This window comes from Mariniradius saccharolyticus AK6 (assembly GCF_000330725.2).
GTDB classification, from domain to species: Bacteria; Bacteroidota; Bacteroidia; order Cytophagales; family Cyclobacteriaceae; genus Mariniradius; species Mariniradius saccharolyticus.
In genome coordinates this window covers 38,050-55,737 of record NZ_AMZY02000003.1, presented here as the reverse complement: position 1 = coordinate 55,737, position 17,688 = coordinate 38,050, and the positions used below count along the sequence as shown (strand labels likewise).

Sequence of the window (17,688 nt, the reverse complement as noted above, 5' to 3'; positions counted from 1 at the left end):
CTTGCCAATTATTCAAACCAAAAGTTATAGAAATGAGAAGATATCTTTTTTTGACAGCCTTAGCTGTGTTTTTCAGTTGGACATTGATCGCCCAAACGCTCCTATCCCCAAACGGCAATCAAAAACTCACCTTCGAGCTTCAGAACGGGAAAGCGCTATACAGCCTTGAATACAAGGGAAAATCCGTTATCAAACCCAGTCTTTTGGGCTTTGAAATCAAAAACCAGCCAAGCCTTGCTGATGGATTTTCGGTCACGAAAACAGAACAATCGACTTTTGACGAGACTTGGGAGCCAGTATGGGGCGAAGAAAAAACCATCCGCAACCATTACAACGAAATGGCCGTGACGCTCACCCAAGCCTCTACAGGACGGGTACTTTTGGTACGGTTCAGACTTTTTGACGAAGGCTTGGGATTCAGGTACGAGTTTCCCTCTCAGGCTAAATTGGCGCATTTCGTCATTAGTGACGAGCTCACCCAATTTGCCATGACAGGCGACCACAAGGCTTTTTGGATCGCGGGGGATTATGATACGCAGGAATACGACTATACGGAATCTCGGCTTTCGGAAATCCGCGGATTGATGGAAAAAGCGGTCACCGCGAACCTGGCGCAGCTTCCTTTTTCCAACACCGGGGTACAAACTTCCCTCCAAATGAAAACCGATGAGGGACTTTATATCAATCTCCACGAGGCCGCATTGATCAACTATTCGACAATGCACCTTAATCTCGATGACAAGAATTTCATCTTCCAATCCTGGCTGACACCGGGCGCCAACGGTGAAAAAGTCTATCTCCAAACGCCCGCCAAAACCCCTTGGCGCACCATCATCGTCAGTGATGACGCTCGTGATATCCTTGCTTCCCGCATGACTTACAACCTCAACGATCCGAGCAAAATAGAAGACACCTCTTGGATAAAGCCGATGAAATACGTCGGCGTTTGGTGGGAAATGATCACTGGGAAAAGTTCTTGGGCATACACAGATGAATTTCCGGCGGTGGAAATCGGCGTGACCGACTTCTCCAAAGCCAAACCCAACGGCAAGCATGGCGCCAATACCGCCAATGTCAAGCGACATATTGATTTCGCAGCCAAGCATGGATTTGACGGCGTTTTGGTCGAAGGTTGGAATGTGGGATGGGAAGACTGGTTTGGCAATTCCAAGGATTTTGTCTTCGACTTCCTCACACCCTATCCCGACTTTGACCTTGAGGGAATCCGCGACTACGCCAAAAGCAAAGGCGTGCAAATGATCATGCACCACGAAACCTCGTCCTCGGTTCGCAATTATGAAAGACACATGGATCGGGCTTATCAATTTATGAATGAGCACGGCTATCCGGCGGTGAAGAGTGGCTATGTGGGCTCCATTTTGCCCCGTGGCGACAACCACTACAGCCAGTGGATTGTCAACCATTATCAATATGCGATCGAAAAAGCCGCCGAGTATAAGATCATGGTCAATGCCCATGAAGCCGTCAGACCAACGGGAATCGCGAGAACCTGGCCAAACCTCATCGCCAACGAATCCGCCCGTGGAACCGAATACCAGGCTTTTGGTGGCAGCAAGGCAAACCACGTGACGGTGCTTCCCTTTACCCGCCAACTCGGGGGGCCGATGGACTACACACCGGGTATCTTTGAAATGGATATCAGCAAGATCAATCCGAATAACAATTCTTGGGTCAATTCCACAATTGCCAATCAGCTAGCACTTTATGTGACGATGTACAGCCCCTTGCAAATGGCTGCCGATTTACCCGAACATTATGAGCGATTCTCCGATGCCTTCCAATTTATCAAGGACGTAGCCATCGATTGGGAAATCAGCAAATACCTCGAGGCCGAACCGGGCTATTATTTGACCATTGCCCGGAAAGCCAAGGGAACCGGGGAATGGTTTGTCGGCAATGTCAATGGCTATGAGAAGCGGAATTCTACTATAGGTTTCGACTTTTTGGAAGCTGGAAAGACTTATGTCGCGACCATTTATGCGGATGCTGCAGACGCACATTTCCGCAACAATCCCCAAGCCTATACCATCCGCAAAGTTGTGGTAACTTCCAAATCCAAGCTTTCCCAGGCTTCCGCACCGGGCGGTGGCTACGCCATCAGCATCCGCGAAGCCAGCAAGGAAGAGACCAAGGGACTGAAGAAGTTGTGATTCAATTGGAGGAAAATGACTTAGAATCTCTGCTTGGAGGATAGATATTAAAGAAGATGATAGAACCACAAAAGGAACAAAAGACCTGAGTCATCGAAATTCATTTGTTTTCTTTTGCCTCTTTTGTGGTTGAAAAAAAATGGAATCGAACTGAATAACACTCAAATCATTTCAAATGGCACGTTGTAACTTTATGGGTACGCTGTTGGTGGGCATTGCCATGCTTTTTTCTTTTTCATGTTCCGAAAAGCCAACTGAACAAACAGATACGTCTGCCGCATACTCCGAGCTATTTCGCCCGCAGTTCCATTTTTCGCCACCTGCCAATTGGATGAATGACCCCAATGGCATGGTGTATTGGGACGGAGAGTACCATCTCTTCTACCAGTACTACCCCGACAGCACTGTTTGGGGACCGATGCATTGGGGACACGCGGTTTCCAAGGACTTGGTCCATTGGGAAAACTTGCCGGTGGCCTTGGTGCCGGATTCCTTGGGATACATATTCTCCGGTTCGGCTGTGATGGATTTGGAAAATACGAGCGGGCTCGGTAGCAAGGAGAATCCGGCGATGGTTGCCTTGTACACCTACCACGATCCGATTGGGGAGAAAAACGGCACTATCGACTTCCAGACCCAAGGCCTTGCCTACAGCCTCGACCGGGGAAGGACATGGACCAAGTATGCAGGCAATCCCGTCTTGAAAAACCCCGGCATCAGGGATTTCCGCGATCCAAAAGTCACTTGGTACCAGCCCGCCACAGGTCCCGGAAAATGGATCATGGCTTTGGCTGCACAGGACCGTATCCAATTCTATTCCTCGCCAAACCTGCTGGATTGGTCGCTCGAAAGTGAATTCAATCCCCCTTGGGCAGCCTACGGCGGCGTTTGGGAATGCCCTGACCTTTTCCCAATCCGGAGTGATGCTGGAAAAGACAAATGGATTTTGTTGGTTTCGATCAATCCCGGCGGACCGCAAGGAGGATCGGCAACGCAGTATTTTGTGGGGGATTTTGATGGGAAGAATTTCAATCCGAACACGGACAAAACACTTTGGCTTGACCACGGTGCAGACAATTACGCCGGCGTCACTTGGTCCAATATCCCTGAATCCGATGGACGACGGCTGTTTATCGGCTGGATGAGCAATTGGCAATACGCCCAAATCGTCCCGACACATCCTTGGCGCTCGGCGATGACGCTGCCAAGAAGCTTGGTTTTGGCCGAGAAAGAGGGAAATTTCCAACTACACTCCCAGCCTGCCCAAGAACTGGAATCACTGAGAACCAAAACGACAAAAATTTCCGGGCCACAAATAACATTTGAGGAGCCCTTGGTCGAACTTGAACTTAATCCCGAAGCGGGCGATTTCACAGTTACCTTCAGCAACCAAGCCGGGGAATCGGTCAAATTGGGAAAAAGTGGCGACAACTTTTTCTTCGACCGCTCAGCTTCTGGAAAGACGGATTTCCATGCCGAATTTGGCAAGGTGCATCAATTGCCACTGGAAGGAATCCAAATCCAATCCTTACGAGTCTTTATCGATCAATCTTCGATTGAAGTATTTATCAACGGTGGAGAGCGGGTGATTACGGAATTGGTATTTCCCAAGGAACCCTACACCCAATTGGCGCTTGAGGGATTCAAAGCGGATCAGGAAATTCATTACTTGAGTCGAATTTGGAAGTAATCAAAGAGGCAACCGCCTGAATGATAGTTTTCTATCTCCCACAAATCACCTTATAAGGACAGTATTCACACTTTTTCACGATTTCGGTTTGGGAAAATGGAACGGACGGATCAAACAATTCCTCGAGTGTTTCCCTTAGCCCTATCTCATATTCTTGCGAAAAACCGCTGTAATCTTGGACTTCCTCGTATTGAGCGCGACCAATCTTTAGCTGCAGGTATGGATTAAAGTTCTCTTCAAAAATCTGCCGAAAATTGAAGAGCGCGGGTTTGAGTGGAGAGGTGTTTTCCGAATTGGTGGATTGGTACAGGAGCCCATAAAACAGCGTTTGGAATGCCGCTTTGTTGCGCTTTTCCGCTCCTCGGTCAAAGAGACTCTCGATACCCGAAAATGATTTCTCGTCGTTTCCTGACTTGTAATCGATCAAACGAATGATCTCCCCTTTCCGGTCCACCCGGTCGATGAAGCCTTTGAGTGCAACGAACCTCCCATCCTCCAAGGCCACCGAAGCCTGATATTTTTTCTCCATCGTCAACAAAGTAAATGGCGCATCTACCTCGTCCAAATCCAATATACGCTCAAGGTACTTCTGCATTACATCCCTGACGATAGCGAGTTGTCCACTTAGTTTGGTATCAGCATGCTCGTCCAATCGGTAGAACTTCCGAATGCCCTTTTCAACCGCCGGGAAGACCCAGTTCTTCTTCAAGTCTTCAAAATCACCGGGCTCCAACGTATCCCTTTTCTTCCGCTCGATGAATCCCCCATACAAAAACTCCATACTGTAATGGGCTATGTTTCCAAACACGGAAGCGTCCACCTCCTCACTGATTTCCTCTTTTTCTTTGATCCCCGCAATTTCCTGAAAATAAAACCTCAGCCGACATTCCAAATACGCGTTGAGCACGGAAGGAGAAAAAGCCCGTTCCGACTTCCCATCTGCACCGAGCAGAAACTTCTCCAAAGCCCGCAGGGTATCGGGAGTTTTTTCGATTGAAATTTCCTTGGTTTTATTTACGCCCACGGGGATAAACACCGTCTGCTCCTGGATATCAGCCTGCATTTCGGTTTCCATTTGGAGGATGTAGCGACTTTTCTCCCCCGCCTTTCCTTGGTCAGCATTGGTGCAGTACAACATATGGACTTCCTGTGCCCGGTGGAGAAGCCGATAAAAGGTATAGGCATAGATGGCGTCATTTTGCTCCTGCACGGGCAAGCCAAACGCTCTACGCAGATTAAATGGGATCATGGAATTGATGCCGCCAGATGGGGGGAAACTCCCCTCGTTCATATTGCAGATGATCAATCGCTTGAAATCCAGGTTCCGTGACTCGAGCACGCCCATGACTTGCAAGCCCTCCAAAGGTTCGCCTTCAAATGGCAACTTGACCTCTTGAAAAACCTGTCTAAAGAGTCGGATAAACAATTCCCTGTCCAAATCCAAGGCACCCTGCCCTTCGAATACTTCTTTGAGCCGATTGAGTTGCCGAAAGCTCTGGTACAGGTAAGAGCGCTGTAGGGAATCATCTTTCATGCCTTCCGCAAGGGACTGAATAACCTGTGAGAGATAAGAAAACAAATCCTTTGAAGCGACTTGTTGGAACAACAGCCTAAAAAATGGACCTCCCTCGTGTAAGACCCGCTGCGGGATATAAATGAGATTTTGCTCGACCATCTGTTGGAAAAGATCCTCGACAAACACTTGGTTTTGTTCCTTCAGATAAGGTGCTGCGAGGAGATTCCTTAACGGATTATGATAGAAAAACACCTCACCCTCAACAAGCCTGATATACCGCTGCAATTCCAATACAGACTCCAAAAACGCATATACCGGCGAGTTTTTGACCGGGTAGCCCATCGTCACGTTCACTTTTTGGACTTGTGGCGGCAGGGCATGAAGCAAGGGAAAAAGCAAACCCTCATCCGGCAATATGACAACCGTCTGCTCCCAATTTTCTTCAGGTCCGAGTTGTTCCAAAATGGCTCCTACGACATTTGCCTGGCTAGTTTTCAGGGGTGTCGCGTACACTTTGACCATATGCTTCCTCCCACCGATAAATTTTGGCAGTTCTTTGGGAAAGGTCGGTCCAAAAATCCTGTCGTTACGATAATCCCGAAAAAACAAACCTGCTTCCTGCCTTTCATCCTCCACATAATAGTGGTCCACATCCCAAAAAATCCTGGCCCCAAAACTGGACACGAAATGCTTCACCAATTTTTCCTCAGTTCGGGTAAAGGCATTGAAACCTATAAAAACAAAATGCTTATCAGGTCGCTCCAGCTTTTCCAGGTCTTCTGCCACCTGCCGATAAATCCGTCCCGAATAGGTCAAACCCGACAGTTCCAAGGCACTTTGAAAAGACTGGTAAAGCGGCCCGAGCAACTGCCAAAATTTGAGGAATTTCTCCTGATGCTTGCGGTCCTGTCGTTCGAATGAACGCCAAAACTGCCTAATCAACTCGATCTGGGCTGGACTCAGGTACCCCAGATCAGATTCCAGTTCCTTGAGTTCGGAAAGCTGATGGTACAATTTTCCCGCATCGACCATAAACTGGTCAAGGTCGTTGAAATCCTTCAGGATCATTTCGCCCCAAAAATAAAATCGGTCAAATGACTCGGGTTGGGGATGGATGTTTTGGTAAACCCGATAAAGCTCAAAAATCAATGTCAAATCATCCGCCGGTCTCTTTCCCGCCAATTGGAAAAATAAGTCCTCGATCGTTTTCACCTGTGGCATCCAAGTGGGCTTATCTATTAACTGGCCCAAATGCTGCGTGAAAAACAATCCCGCGCGTCTGTTGGGCAGGACAAGGACCAAGTTGTGCAGGTCCTTGTAATCCCTTAGAATGGCGGAAGCGGTTTCCTTCAAAAAACTTTCCATGAGTGTCGATGCTGTTAGAATTTAAATCAAAGGAATTTCTCCCGATCATAAAAATCAATGACAAAAGATGTCGTGGAAAAAATGGCAGACAAGGAAATCAAGTTTGGACCAAAACCAAAAAATCTGAAGAAACCCGAGGCACAGGCGTTCTTGATACATGAAAAAAGCCCCTCGGTTCGGATCAAAGGGGCTTTCGGTATTTATTCCAGTTTGATAAATTCCTTGAAGTAGGTTTGGAGTTTTTTGTATTCTTCATCATCGATCTTACCATCTTCCAATACAGATTCTATGATGCCATAGATTTCGTCAAAAGGCTTGGTGGTCCTGATTGGTGCATTATCCGAAAGCCATTGTTTCAGCATGTGGAGCTCGTATTTGTTGATATCCCCGTCGGCCATGATTCCATAGCAAATCCCTTGTAAGAAATGAAGATCGGCCTTCAAGTCCACCGACAAGTTGAAGTAATACTCATACTTATTTAGGATTTGCTTCATTTCGCCGATTTCTTCAGACGTCACTTTTCCATCGGAGACGATTTTCAGGATCTTCTTATGAAAAAGACCAAAAACTTTCTTTTCCTCAGCAAGCTGCTGATGTGTCTGGCACCAAGATTTCAGCGCTTGGAACTCATTGGAACTGATCCTTCCGTCGGCCGAAATGCCTTCGAGCAGGCCTTTGAGATTGTTGTATGCGGTTTTATCTGCCATCTTTTTGAGAAAAATTGATCTATTTAAAACTAGGAATAAATGCTTCAAATTCAAAAAACATGTTTTCTCCTGTCACTGGATTTCGGCACTGTTTACCAAACCAATCGACCGCCTAAACACTGACCAACTTCCAATTGCCTTTTCTGAATACAACAGTACTGACTACCGCATGGAGCGAATGGCTGACTGCTATCGCGGTAAAGACGCCATTTGCCCCCAGTCCAAGCGTCTTGGCCAACACGTAGGCAAAGGGAATCTGAAATCCCCAAAGTACCGCCAAATTGATGATCGTGGGGGTTTTGGTATCGCCAGCACCATTGAGCGATTGACTCATGACCATCCCAAATCCAAAAAACACATAGCCCAAGCAAATGATCGTCAAGCCCATCCTACCGACGTCGATGACGTCAGCTTGTTGGTTAAAAATGGAAATGAAGAATCCGGCACCCCCAATAAATACCACGGAGCAAAGCCCCAGAAATCCCGCAGCCAACTTGGCAGAAAACCAAGCAGAACGTTCTGCTTTTCCGGGTTGCAAAGCACCGAGATTTTGCCCTACCAAGGTCGCAGCGGCATTGGAAAGTCCCCAAGCAGGAAGCAAAGCAAAGATGATGATACGAACCGCAATCGTATATCCCGCAAGCGCCACGGAGCCAGAGTCAGAAATAATCCGCATCAGGAAGATCCATGACGCCGATTCGATGAGAAATTGACCCATTCCACCAGAAGCAATCTTGAGAATTGACCATACCGTGGCAAGTTCGAGTTTGAGGGATTCCCAATAGAACTTGATCACCGAGCCGCCGTTGAACAAGACGATAAACTGGAAAACTACACCCACACCCCTGCCTGTGGTGGTTGCCCACGCAGCGCCCTCCAATCCCATTGCTGGGATCGGACCAACTCCGAAGATCAATATCGGATCCAACACCATATTGACACCGTTGGCGATCCAAAGCGCCTTCATGGCGACTGCCGCATTGCCAGCACCCCTGAAGATACCGTTGATAAGAAAAAGCAACATTACAAACACATTGCCACCAAAAATGATCTGCGTATAGCGATAGCCGGATTCAATCACCTCAGGCTCTCCGCCCATCAGACTCAGCAAAGTCCTGGCTTGCCAAACTCCCAATCCCGCGATGGCAATAGCGAATATAGAGCATACCAAAATGGCCTGAAATGCGGATGTAGAAGCCTCTTTGGGCTTTTTTTCTCCAATCCGCCTTGCGACTATAGCCGTGGCCGCCATACTGAGGCCCATCGCAATGGAATAAATAATCGTCAATACGGACTCAGTCAACCCAACCGTAGCCACCGCATGCACACCGAGTTTTCCAACAAAGAAGATATCCACCACTGCAAAAAGCGACTCCATCGCCATCTCCAAGATCATGGGAATGGAAAGATAAAAAATCGCTTTTTTGATGCTGATTTGGGTAAAATCCTCCTCAAAGCCGCTAACGGCCAATTTGAAATGCTTTATGAATGATTTGATTGTCATGGAAATGAAGGTGTAGCCTCAAAAAAGGCAAGTGAAACAATGGTCCGCGAATGGTTAATTCGGAACTTAAATGAGCGAGGTAAAATCGAAGACCTTCATAACCCCACAAAAGTCTGGGAAATTGTCAAAATATGCAATACAAACATGGCTGATTTTCAATCGGATCAGCGATCCGCAAAATTGAAGGAGTAGCCTACCGAAAGATAGAAACGCACATTCTTGTCCACGGTATTGGTACTGATACCACCCGTAATTGGGCCTAGCAAGGTCTTGAGCGTGATATCAGCCCCATACCCAAACAGGGCGTTGTCACCCAATTGGTCGAAAAATGCGGTCCCCCATTGCTCCAACGGGACGTGGTCGCTGAAGCTGGCAAGATTGAACCCCGTTCGGAAGTAAACCGTGGGTAAAGCCACATATTGCAGCTCAGCGCCGATTTTGCCAATATTCGCAGCATTGAATTCCCGATAATTCAAACCCCATACTCTGGTATCATTGAATCGAATCCGCTGATGTCCACCCGCGGAGAAATTGCTGAATATCTTGTTTTCGCTTTCACCTGACACGGTCAGACCCGTGGCCAGAGTCGGGACCACCTGAAATTTCCGGCTCAGGGGGAAATACTTGATATATTTGAAATAGAACGTCATGTACGGGCCGGGGGTAATTGAGTTGACCAAGGTCGGGATCAATTCAGCGGGAATAGGCAAAGTGCCTATTTCGGTGTCGAGGAAAAGCGTGTCAACTCCCTCGTTCAAGTTGAGGCTAAATTTGTTCCCAAATTGAAACATGGGTTCCACAATAGACTCAGCGCCCCTTGTCGCATAATTTCGGTCGTTGAGGGAGTTGCGGTAATACATGAAGCGAACACCCCAAAAGTTCCGAGCCGCATTTTTCACATCTTCGGGCGTGCGGACATTGAACCTAGAGCTGGACTTCTCATTTTCGTTCATCAAACCAATCACAAAAGTCTCTTTCAAAGATTGGGTGGACATGATATTTGCAAGAATCCTGCGTTCGCGGTTGATATTCTGGTCCACACTACGTCCATTTTCAAATACCGGGATTTCCTGGTTGAGGTATTCATAGCGAAGAAAGAGCGCATACTTCTTTTTCATCCCAAAGTACTTGTAGTAATCGAGTCTCAGTTTCGGATTTTCGGAGATATCCCCGACGACTACGGTTCGGGACGATTTTCCGATAAGATCGCGCATGGTCAGATTGAGTACCAATCCCACAGAAAACTCATTGTCGTAGTGGAAAGAGGCAAAAAGGAGATTCTTGGGTTTTTCGCGTGTCCTGATTTGCAGGATATGCGAATCGTCCTCCTGTTTTATCAGGCTGTAATCGACTTTGTAAAATCCATTGATACCAAAAACACGGGATATGCCATCCCGCACTTGGTTTCTAGTAACGATGTCTCCCTCTTCAATGCCAAGCTTCGAGGTGATCAGGAGATCAGAAAAAAGCTTGTTCCCACTTACTTCGATTTTTGAAACATGTATCGGTTCGACCTCCAAGCCAATTCCAAGTGTAGGTCGATTGATACCCAAGCTATCGGCCAGGGCTTTGAATCTTTCGTAGTACTGCTGACCCGCCGCATCCCCAAGGCGCAGTATTTCATCATATTTTCCAAAACTCCCTGTGGAATTATTCTTCAAATCCGGTTTGATGTAGATGTCCGTATTTTTGATGTTATCTATCAACTTGCTATAGGACTTGGACATGGCAATCTGCATCAAAATCGCCGCGAATGACCCCAATTCCTTTGGGTCAATAAAATCTTCATCACTGACATTCACGCCGATGACGATATCCGCACCCATTTCCCTGACCACATCGACTGGAAAATTATTGACGACTCCACCATCGACAGCTAGCGTACTGTCCATATCAAAGGGCGTGAAAAACGTCGGAATCGCCAAACTTGCCCTCAATGCATCCTGCAGAGAACCACTTTTGATGACAATACCTTCGCCGTTTCTGACGTCAGTTGCGATACAACGGAAGGGGATCGGGAGGCTGTCAAAGTTCCTTATTTCGTTGGCCGGCCAAGTGTAATAATGCAGCGTCTCGGCAAGCTTTTGCCCCTCTATCAATCCGGACGGAAAACCCACCTTGGTTCCTACCACCGGTAATTCCACGATATAGCGGTTGTAGTATTCCTTTTCCTCAAAGGAAATATCATTGAACCCGACCCGATTGGACACGATCAGCTCCCAATCGGAGCTCCGGATGATGGCCTCCAATTCGTCCGCGCTGTAGCCAAGCGCATACATCCCACCGATGACCGAACCCATACTCGTCCCTACGATATAGTCGGGGCGGATCCCCGCTTTTTCCATATAGCGCAATACGCCCACGTGTGCCATGCCCTTTGCACCACCGCCGCTGAGAACCAAACCTATTTTTGGCTCCTTCCCTTTTGTCCCCTGGGCCAAAACATTGGACATGCTGAATAAAATCAATAAGGAAACAAGCTGAAAAACAAACTTTATTTTGGAGTAAATCATAAAAAGGACGCCAGGGATAGTTCAATTTGAAAATTCACTGAAAAAACAGAATTATCCAAAAGGAATCGGCATGCCAAGTAGCCAATCTGCGGAATTTTTTCTAAAATCAACATTCATTTCGCTCTATATATGTCCAACAACAACGTGTCCACCACAAACCACAGTAAAGAAAACAGCCTACTCCGAATATCGGTCTTTGGTGCACTCTTTTTTGCTGTGTTGGCGGTCGTATGGGGTGTGGTCGTCAACTCCAAGATCATCCTGTTCGATGGTATTTACTCCCTGATAAGCGTGGGGCTTTCCTCTATCTCACTGATTACAGCGAGCTACATGCAAAAACAGGACTTTGAGCGCTTTCCCTACGGAAAGGAAATGATCGAGCCGATTATCATTTTGGGAAAGTTCCTTGTCATCACGATCCTTTGTCTCTTCTCGTTCTTCTCGGGATTTTCGACTTTCATTTCCGGAGGGCAAGAAGTCAACGCTGGTTCGGGCGTGGTTTATGCCTTTATTGCCACCGTCGGGTGCTACTTGGTGTATCTTTTTCTCAAGAAAAAAAGTAACTCCTCCGCCTCCGGTCTCGTGGAAGCCGAATCACAGCAATGGCTGATGGATACTTTCCTAAGCTTGGCGGTGTTCGCTGGATTTATGTTGTCTTTCGGGCTTGAGTTTACACCATTTGTAGGATATCAGCCGTACATGGACCCCATCATGGTCATGCTTGTCTCGGCCTATTTCCTCAAAGTCCCGATCCTAAACATGGGAAGGCAGATACGGGAGCTTGTCGACATGGCTGCCGATGACAAATACTATGACCTTTGCGACGAGATAGTCGAGGGCGTGGAAAAGAAATACAAATTTCAGGAATCATTCCTCCGTGTTTCCAAGTCGGGTCCAAAGTTGTTTATCGAGATCGACTTCGTTGTGTCTCCGGATGGCTGGCAACCGACACTGGCAGAACAAGATCAAATTAGAGAGGAAATCCTGTCCCAAATGAAGCCCATCAGCCTCAAAAAGTGGCTCAACGTGGCTTTTACCGGAGATCGGAAGTGGGCGGTGTAGTGTTTGGAACCGATTGAATGTAAATCTACATTGAGCATTTACCGCAGCATATCGAAATCAAAAAAGACTTTAGCTTTTGCGGTCCCAATTTTCATATGCATCCTCCTAACCCTCTCCTTCGACTATTGGGAGTCGAGATTTCAGCGACACTCCTACTATTTTTCGGAGTCATTCCTGTTCAGTAGTTTTTGGTGGCTCTTTATTCCGTTTTGGATTTTGCAGTTTCGCTTCGCAAAAAATGAAAACTTCCCGCTTTGGATACTCGGCCCAATTTTGGGACATGCGTTTGCCTACCCCACTTTGATTTGGTTGATTTCGGCCGTTTTCTTTCCACAAGCTTTTCCGTATTGGCAATCGTTCCAATACGGTGTTTTGGAATATTACTTTGCGCTTTTGGCACTATACTCATTGCCAATCGGCTTTTTTCTTTTTTGGGAAAAGAGAAAACAGCTCAAAATCGATCTGCCGGTGGTCGAATATCCCGCTTCCTTGGTCGTAAAGGAAGGTGAAAGCTATGTACATATTGACACCAGACAAATTGCCTACCTCTCTGCCAATCCCCCATATACCAATATCCATGTGGGCGAAAAGAAATACCTCTTGTCCGAAACCTTGAAATCCCTATCCGGCAAGTTGGATCCCAATTTCTTTCTACGCATCCACAAGTCGACGATAGTCAATCTAACCTTTGTAAAGTCCCATCAATCAAGGCAAAATGGTGACTATGACGTCTCACTCAAGGATGGCACAATGCTCCGCCTCAGTCGCAACTATGTAAGGGGATTTAAAGGTAAGCTGGAATCCACCCCACAGGATACCGCATCCTAGCATCGTGTTGCCGTATTTATTTTGTTTTTTACTGCGAATGGGCGCTTTTTTCTAGAAAAAAACAAAATGAGAAATTGCATAGCCTTCTTAGCAAACCTATTTCTGCCATTCATAATCATCGGCTGCCAAGCCCAACAAAACCAGCATCAAACTTCATCCACGCAAACTGAAAATCCAATCGACATTGTCGGGGGCGGCTGCGATGGCTGCGAACTGATGTACATCGGCATGCCAGAAAACATCAACGCCGTCGATACCAGTGCAGGTTGGTATGAAAAAGGCCAAAAGTTGCTTGTGACGGGCACGGTTTTCCAAATTGACGGAAAAACGCCCGCACCAGATATCATCCTCTACTATTGGCATACGGACAAGGATGGCTATTATTCCCCCGGTAAAGGAATGCATCCAAAAGCCAAAGAGCACGGCCATCTCCGGGGATGGGTCAAGACCGATGCAAATGGGCACTACGCGATCTACACCCTGCGTCCAGCCCCCTATCCCAACGAAAACCTGCCGGCGCATATCCATCTGTCGATCCGGGAACCGGATGTGGCCAACGCGTATTATCCTGACGACATCGTCTTTGATGACGATGCCTTGCTGCTGCCTGCTTTGAAAAAGAATCCCCCGGAAAATCGATGCGGAAGCGGTATCGTCCGAGTCTTGATAGACGGGGATTTGCAAGTTGCGGAACATGACCTAGTCTTGGGCCTCAACGTTCCGAACTATCCCAAAAAGCCCGCCGCTGAAAAACAATCGGGTCTCAATATAGGCGAGGACCAACCGTCCTTCATTCCTTTCCATGCATACGGGCCGGACAAAGGCAGCCAAGCATGCCCCGTCTGCAAATACGGGCGGTACCATGGTATCCTCTATTTCGTGGGGGAAAACCCAAATTGGGAGGATATCAAAAAATGGCTGCAATTCCTCGAAATGGAAAGCATCCGCCGGCAACATTATCTCAAAGCCTACTTTGTCTATGGAAACCCTCATTCATTCGACAAAAATACCAGACAAACCGAGCTTGAAAACCTCGGCAAGGAACTCGGACTCCAAAAAACAGCCCTGACATTCGTACCTTCATTCTCTGATGCGGCTACCGAAGCCCATTTGAACCAAATCAATCCAGCCGTTTCCAACACCTTTGTGATTTACAAAAACCGCAGCATCGTTGACAAGTTCATCGATCTCTCCCCCACACCAGAAAATTTCCAACTGCTTTCAGCCGTGCTGGACAAGACCAAGGGCGCCTATTTCGAACTGGAGGGAATTCATTGATGGATTAAATCCAATTTATCAAGCAACAGCCGTCGAGAGCGCCGGAAGGGACCGATTACGGGATTAATTTTTAGTCGGAAAAGATTGTGGGCAGAGGACGAGGATTTTAAATTTGAAAGTATCCCATTTACTAATCACCCTTCCATGAAAAGTTATGCTTTTTCGATTGGAATTGTTTTGCTCGCAGCAGGGGCCTTTTGGCATTACGGGCGGGCGCTCTGGCATCCGTTTCTCAAAAAATATTCAAAAATGGAAACTGTAGAATCCATCAAAACGCGGTATGAAACCGACGTATGGCAACGCCTTGAGCCTTCGCTCTCCCAAATCGCCATCAAAGATTGGCCGGAAAAGTTGGTCTTGATCGGCATGAAAGAGGAGCGGATACTCGAGGTCTGGACTGAAAAAGCGGGAAAATGGATCCAGATCAAAACGTATCCTTTTACGGCCTTCAGCGGAAAATTGGGTCCAAAACTGCGTGAGGGCGACCGACAGATTCCGGAAGGCCTATATGAAATCGAATACCTCAACCCCAACAGCACTTACCACCTTTCCCTGAAAGTCAACTACCCCAACGCTTTTGACCTGCGCATGGCGGAGTCCGATGGACGCAGCAATTTGGGCGGCGATATATTCATCCATGGCAAATTCGTCACCATCGGCTGCATCCCTATCGGCGACGTGGCAATCGAGGAAGTGTTTCTCATGGCCGCAAATGCGCGCAAAGGGAAAATCGAAGTGATCATCGCCCCAAGGGATTTCCGGAAAGGCGAGGATTTTCCTGAGATCGAGGAGGTAGGATGGACAACACAGCTCTATCCCGTAATCGCCGATAAACTTCAGCAATTCCAGGTGCTGGACCCCCATTGAATCTTTTTACCAAAATCTAAAATTTAGAAACTCATTTTTTAGGAATAGTCAAATTCGCCTCTTATTTTGGAAAACTAATTCTACCCATTCCAAGCACCATGCATTCCATCGACATCCCGGTTTCGGCAGCCTTCAAGGTACAGACCACCAAGGCCGTTCTAGCTATTGTGGTTTTTCTGGTTTCTTACACGATCCTTTTCCTTTTCGCCATTGGTCTGGCCGGCATTTGTGTGTACGCCGGACTCGCAATCATCGTGTCCCATCCAAGCTTTCTCACAATCGTCTTGGGACTGGGGCTGGGCAGTTTGGGAGTTTTTGTGCTGATATTCCTGATGAAGTTCCTCTTCAGCAGTAAAAAATTTGACCGCTCCCATTTGGTGGAAATCCAACGAGCTGATCATCCGGAACTCTTTGGAATGATCGATGAAATCGTCCAAAAAGTAGGCACCAATTTCCCAAAGAAGGTCTACCTCTCTGCGGATGTAAATGCGAGTGTATTCTACGATTCCAACTTCTGGAGCATGTTTCTCCCAATCCAAAAAAATCTCCAAATCGGTCTGGGTTTGGTCAATTCACTGACAAAGTCCGAACTGAAAGCCGTCTTGGCACACGAATTTGGGCACTTTTCCCAAAAATCCATGAAAGTGGGCAGCTATGTTTACCATGTCAACCAAGTGATCTTTAACCTGCTTTTTGAAAATGACGGCTATGAGAAAATGATAGAAAGATGGGGTAACATCAGCGGATACTTCAGCATCTTCAACTTCCTAGCCGTGAAGATTGTGAAAGGCATCCAGTGGATTCTCGGAAAACTTTACGGTTTGGTCAACAAAACCTACATGGGACTCTCCCGGGAAATGGAATTCCATGCCGACCAAATCGCAGCGCTTGTTGCTGGTTCGCAACCAATGGCCAGTGCGCTCATGCGGATTTCATTGGCGGACAGTTCGCTAGGGGCTGTTTTCTCCCTCTACGACCTGAAGAAAAACGATCATATCGTAAGCAAAAACGTATTCCCGGAGCAAACAAGGGTGATGAATTTTCTGGCCGAAAAAAACCAAGTCCCCATCAAGGCGGGATTTCCACAGGTGGCACTCGAAGAATGGAACCGCCTGAATCGATCCAAGTTGGTCGTCAAGGACCAATGGGCGTCGCACCCGAGTACCGAGGACCGTGTGGAAGAAATCGAAAAGACAAATGCCAAACCAGGGCAAGTGGACTACCAGCCTGCCAATGGCCTATTCAGGAATGTCCAGCAGCTTCAGCAGCAACTCACACAAAAAGTATTTGAAGGGTTTGTGGATAACAATAAACAGGTATTCCTTTCGGCGGAGGATTTTTGGATGTCGTATCAAGAGGATTACTCCCAAAACTCCTACCCAGAGCTATTTCTTGGCTATTATGACCACCACAATCCGACGGTGATCGATCCGGATTCATTGCCGCACAAAGAAGGTAAACAGGATTTTGAGTCGCTTTTTGGGCAAGAAATTTTGGAAATAGCCAAAGAGAAGTCGGCGATGGAAAATGACCTCGTAACGCTTGGCCACATCAAGGATGGTAACATCGAGCTTAAAACCTTTGACTATGATGGCAGAAAATATCAGAAAAAGGATGCAGACGCACTGATCGATGAGTTGAGGAGGAGGATAGATGAAGCGACTTTGAAACTCGAAGAAAACGACAAAAAAATCTACGCCCATTGTTTGGCAAAAGAGCTTGGTACAGGTGAAGAACCGAAGTTTGCGACCTACTATAGGGAATACACAGATTATGAAAGAGGCTACGCCGAGAAGTTTGACGTTTTTGCCCAAGTAAGCAATGCGGTACAATTTGTCAATGTCACGACACCATTTGAACAGATTCAGTCCAACTTCAGAAGCATGATGCCGCTGGAAGAATCCCTGAAAAAGGAGATTACCTGGTTATTGGACTTGGAAATCATGGTAAAAGAGATCAACCCGGAACACAGGGAATCGCTCAACAGGTTTGCGACGGGAAAATGGACCTATTTCACGGGCAGTGCCTACCAAGAATCCCAGTTGAATCTGCTTTTCGAATCCATGAACCTTTATGCCCAATATCTGTACAGGGGTCATTTTCTCTTGAAAAAGAGGCTATTGATGAAAATGGAATGTCTTGAGTTGAATAGGAACCCGGCATGACAACCAATTTGTATAAATATGT

General features: G+C 47.0%; 11 protein-coding genes. 7 read left to right on the top strand and 4 right to left on the bottom strand.

The features are described 5' to 3' along the window. The first annotated feature begins 32 nt into the window (after nucleotides 1-32). Together C943_RS01520 and C943_RS01515 are read left to right on the top strand one after the other, a co-directional pair. A complete protein-coding gene (locus tag C943_RS01520) occupies nucleotides 33-2,171 on the top strand; it encodes a glycoside hydrolase family 97 protein (RefSeq protein WP_008623589.1) in 2,139 nt (712 codons plus the stop codon). A 175-nt stretch (nucleotides 2,172-2,346) separates the two neighbouring features. Next, the gene (locus tag C943_RS01515) at nucleotides 2,347-3,861 is read left to right on the top strand and encodes a glycoside hydrolase family 32 protein (RefSeq protein ID WP_008623587.1); all 1,515 of its coding nucleotides are present in this window, start codon (nucleotides 2,347-2,349) and stop codon (nucleotides 3,859-3,861) included. A gap of 31 nt (nucleotides 3,862-3,892) precedes the next feature. On the opposite strand, the gene C943_RS01510 is transcribed toward C943_RS01515, so the two are convergent. The 4 genes from C943_RS01510 to C943_RS01495 all read right to left on the bottom strand — a co-directional run bounded on the left by C943_RS01510 (nucleotide 3,893) and on the right by C943_RS01495 (nucleotide 11,406). Further along, complete coding sequence (locus C943_RS01510) at nucleotides 3,893-6,742, bottom strand: PD-(D/E)XK nuclease family protein (protein ID WP_008623586.1); 2,850 nt, start codon at nucleotides 6,740-6,742, stop codon at nucleotides 3,893-3,895. 200 nt (nucleotides 6,743-6,942) lie between these two features. Further along, complete coding sequence (locus C943_RS01505; RefSeq protein WP_008623584.1) at nucleotides 6,943-7,449, bottom strand: tellurite resistance TerB family protein; 507 nt, start codon at nucleotides 7,447-7,449, stop codon at nucleotides 6,943-6,945. Between the two features lie 112 nt (nucleotides 7,450-7,561). Beyond that, nucleotides 7,562-8,953: an MATE family efflux transporter gene (locus tag C943_RS01500; RefSeq protein ID WP_008623583.1), complete on the bottom strand. Its 1,392-nt coding sequence runs from the start codon at nucleotides 8,951-8,953 to the stop codon at nucleotides 7,562-7,564. Between the two features lie 164 nt (nucleotides 8,954-9,117). Beyond that, nucleotides 9,118-11,406 (bottom strand): patatin-like phospholipase family protein, encoded by a 2,289-nt coding sequence (locus C943_RS01495; RefSeq protein WP_245545493.1) that lies wholly within the window; start codon nucleotides 11,404-11,406, stop codon nucleotides 9,118-9,120. 189 nt (nucleotides 11,407-11,595) lie between these two features. Between C943_RS01495 and C943_RS01490 the strand changes: the two genes are divergently transcribed. From C943_RS01490 to C943_RS01470, 5 genes are all read left to right on the top strand, one after another. Then, entirely contained in the window at nucleotides 11,596-12,528 is a 933-nt protein-coding gene (locus C943_RS01490; protein WP_008623581.1) for a cation diffusion facilitator family transporter, read from the top strand. Nucleotides 12,529-12,744: 216 nt separating this feature from the next. Beyond that, entirely contained in the window at nucleotides 12,745-13,356 is a 612-nt protein-coding gene (locus C943_RS21230; protein WP_008623580.1) for a LytR/AlgR family response regulator transcription factor, read from the top strand. A 66-nt stretch (nucleotides 13,357-13,422) separates the two neighbouring features. Beyond that, nucleotides 13,423-14,634: a dioxygenase family protein gene (locus C943_RS01480; protein WP_008623579.1), complete on the top strand. Its 1,212-nt coding sequence runs from the start codon at nucleotides 13,423-13,425 to the stop codon at nucleotides 14,632-14,634. A gap of 144 nt (nucleotides 14,635-14,778) precedes the next feature. Next, nucleotides 14,779-15,501, top strand: a complete 723-nt coding sequence (locus tag C943_RS01475) for a L,D-transpeptidase family protein (protein WP_008623577.1) — start codon at nucleotides 14,779-14,781, stop codon at nucleotides 15,499-15,501. A 98-nt stretch (nucleotides 15,502-15,599) separates the two neighbouring features. After that, the gene (locus tag C943_RS01470; protein ID WP_008623575.1) at nucleotides 15,600-17,666 is read left to right on the top strand and encodes a M48 family metallopeptidase; all 2,067 of its coding nucleotides are present in this window, start codon (nucleotides 15,600-15,602) and stop codon (nucleotides 17,664-17,666) included. The last annotated feature ends 22 nt before the right edge of the window (nucleotides 17,667-17,688 follow it).

Excerpts from the sequence above, each read along its gene's own strand:
- C943_RS01500 (WP_008623583.1), bottom strand. The coding sequence starts at position 8,953 with ATGACAATCAAATCATTCATAAAGCATTTCAAATTGGCCGTTAGCGGC.
- C943_RS01480 (WP_008623579.1), top strand. The coding sequence starts at position 13,423 with ATGAGAAATTGCATAGCCTTCTTAGCAAACCTATTTCTGCCATTCATA.
- C943_RS01470 (WP_008623575.1), top strand. The coding sequence starts at position 15,600 with ATGCATTCCATCGACATCCCGGTTTCGGCAGCCTTCAAGGTACAGACC.
- C943_RS01510 (WP_008623586.1), bottom strand. The coding sequence starts at position 6,742 with ATGGAAAGTTTTTTGAAGGAAACCGCTTCCGCCATTCTAAGGGATTAC.
- C943_RS01505 (WP_008623584.1), bottom strand. The coding sequence starts at position 7,449 with ATGGCAGATAAAACCGCATACAACAATCTCAAAGGCCTGCTCGAAGGC.
- C943_RS01490 (WP_008623581.1), top strand. The coding sequence starts at position 11,596 with ATGTCCAACAACAACGTGTCCACCACAAACCACAGTAAAGAAAACAGC.
- C943_RS01475 (WP_008623577.1), top strand. The coding sequence starts at position 14,779 with ATGAAAAGTTATGCTTTTTCGATTGGAATTGTTTTGCTCGCAGCAGGG.
- C943_RS01515 (WP_008623587.1), top strand. The coding sequence starts at position 2,347 with ATGGCACGTTGTAACTTTATGGGTACGCTGTTGGTGGGCATTGCCATG.
- C943_RS01520 (WP_008623589.1), top strand. The coding sequence starts at position 33 with ATGAGAAGATATCTTTTTTTGACAGCCTTAGCTGTGTTTTTCAGTTGG.
- C943_RS01495 (WP_245545493.1), bottom strand. The coding sequence starts at position 11,406 with ATGTCCAATGTTTTGGCCCAGGGGACAAAAGGGAAGGAGCCAAAAATA.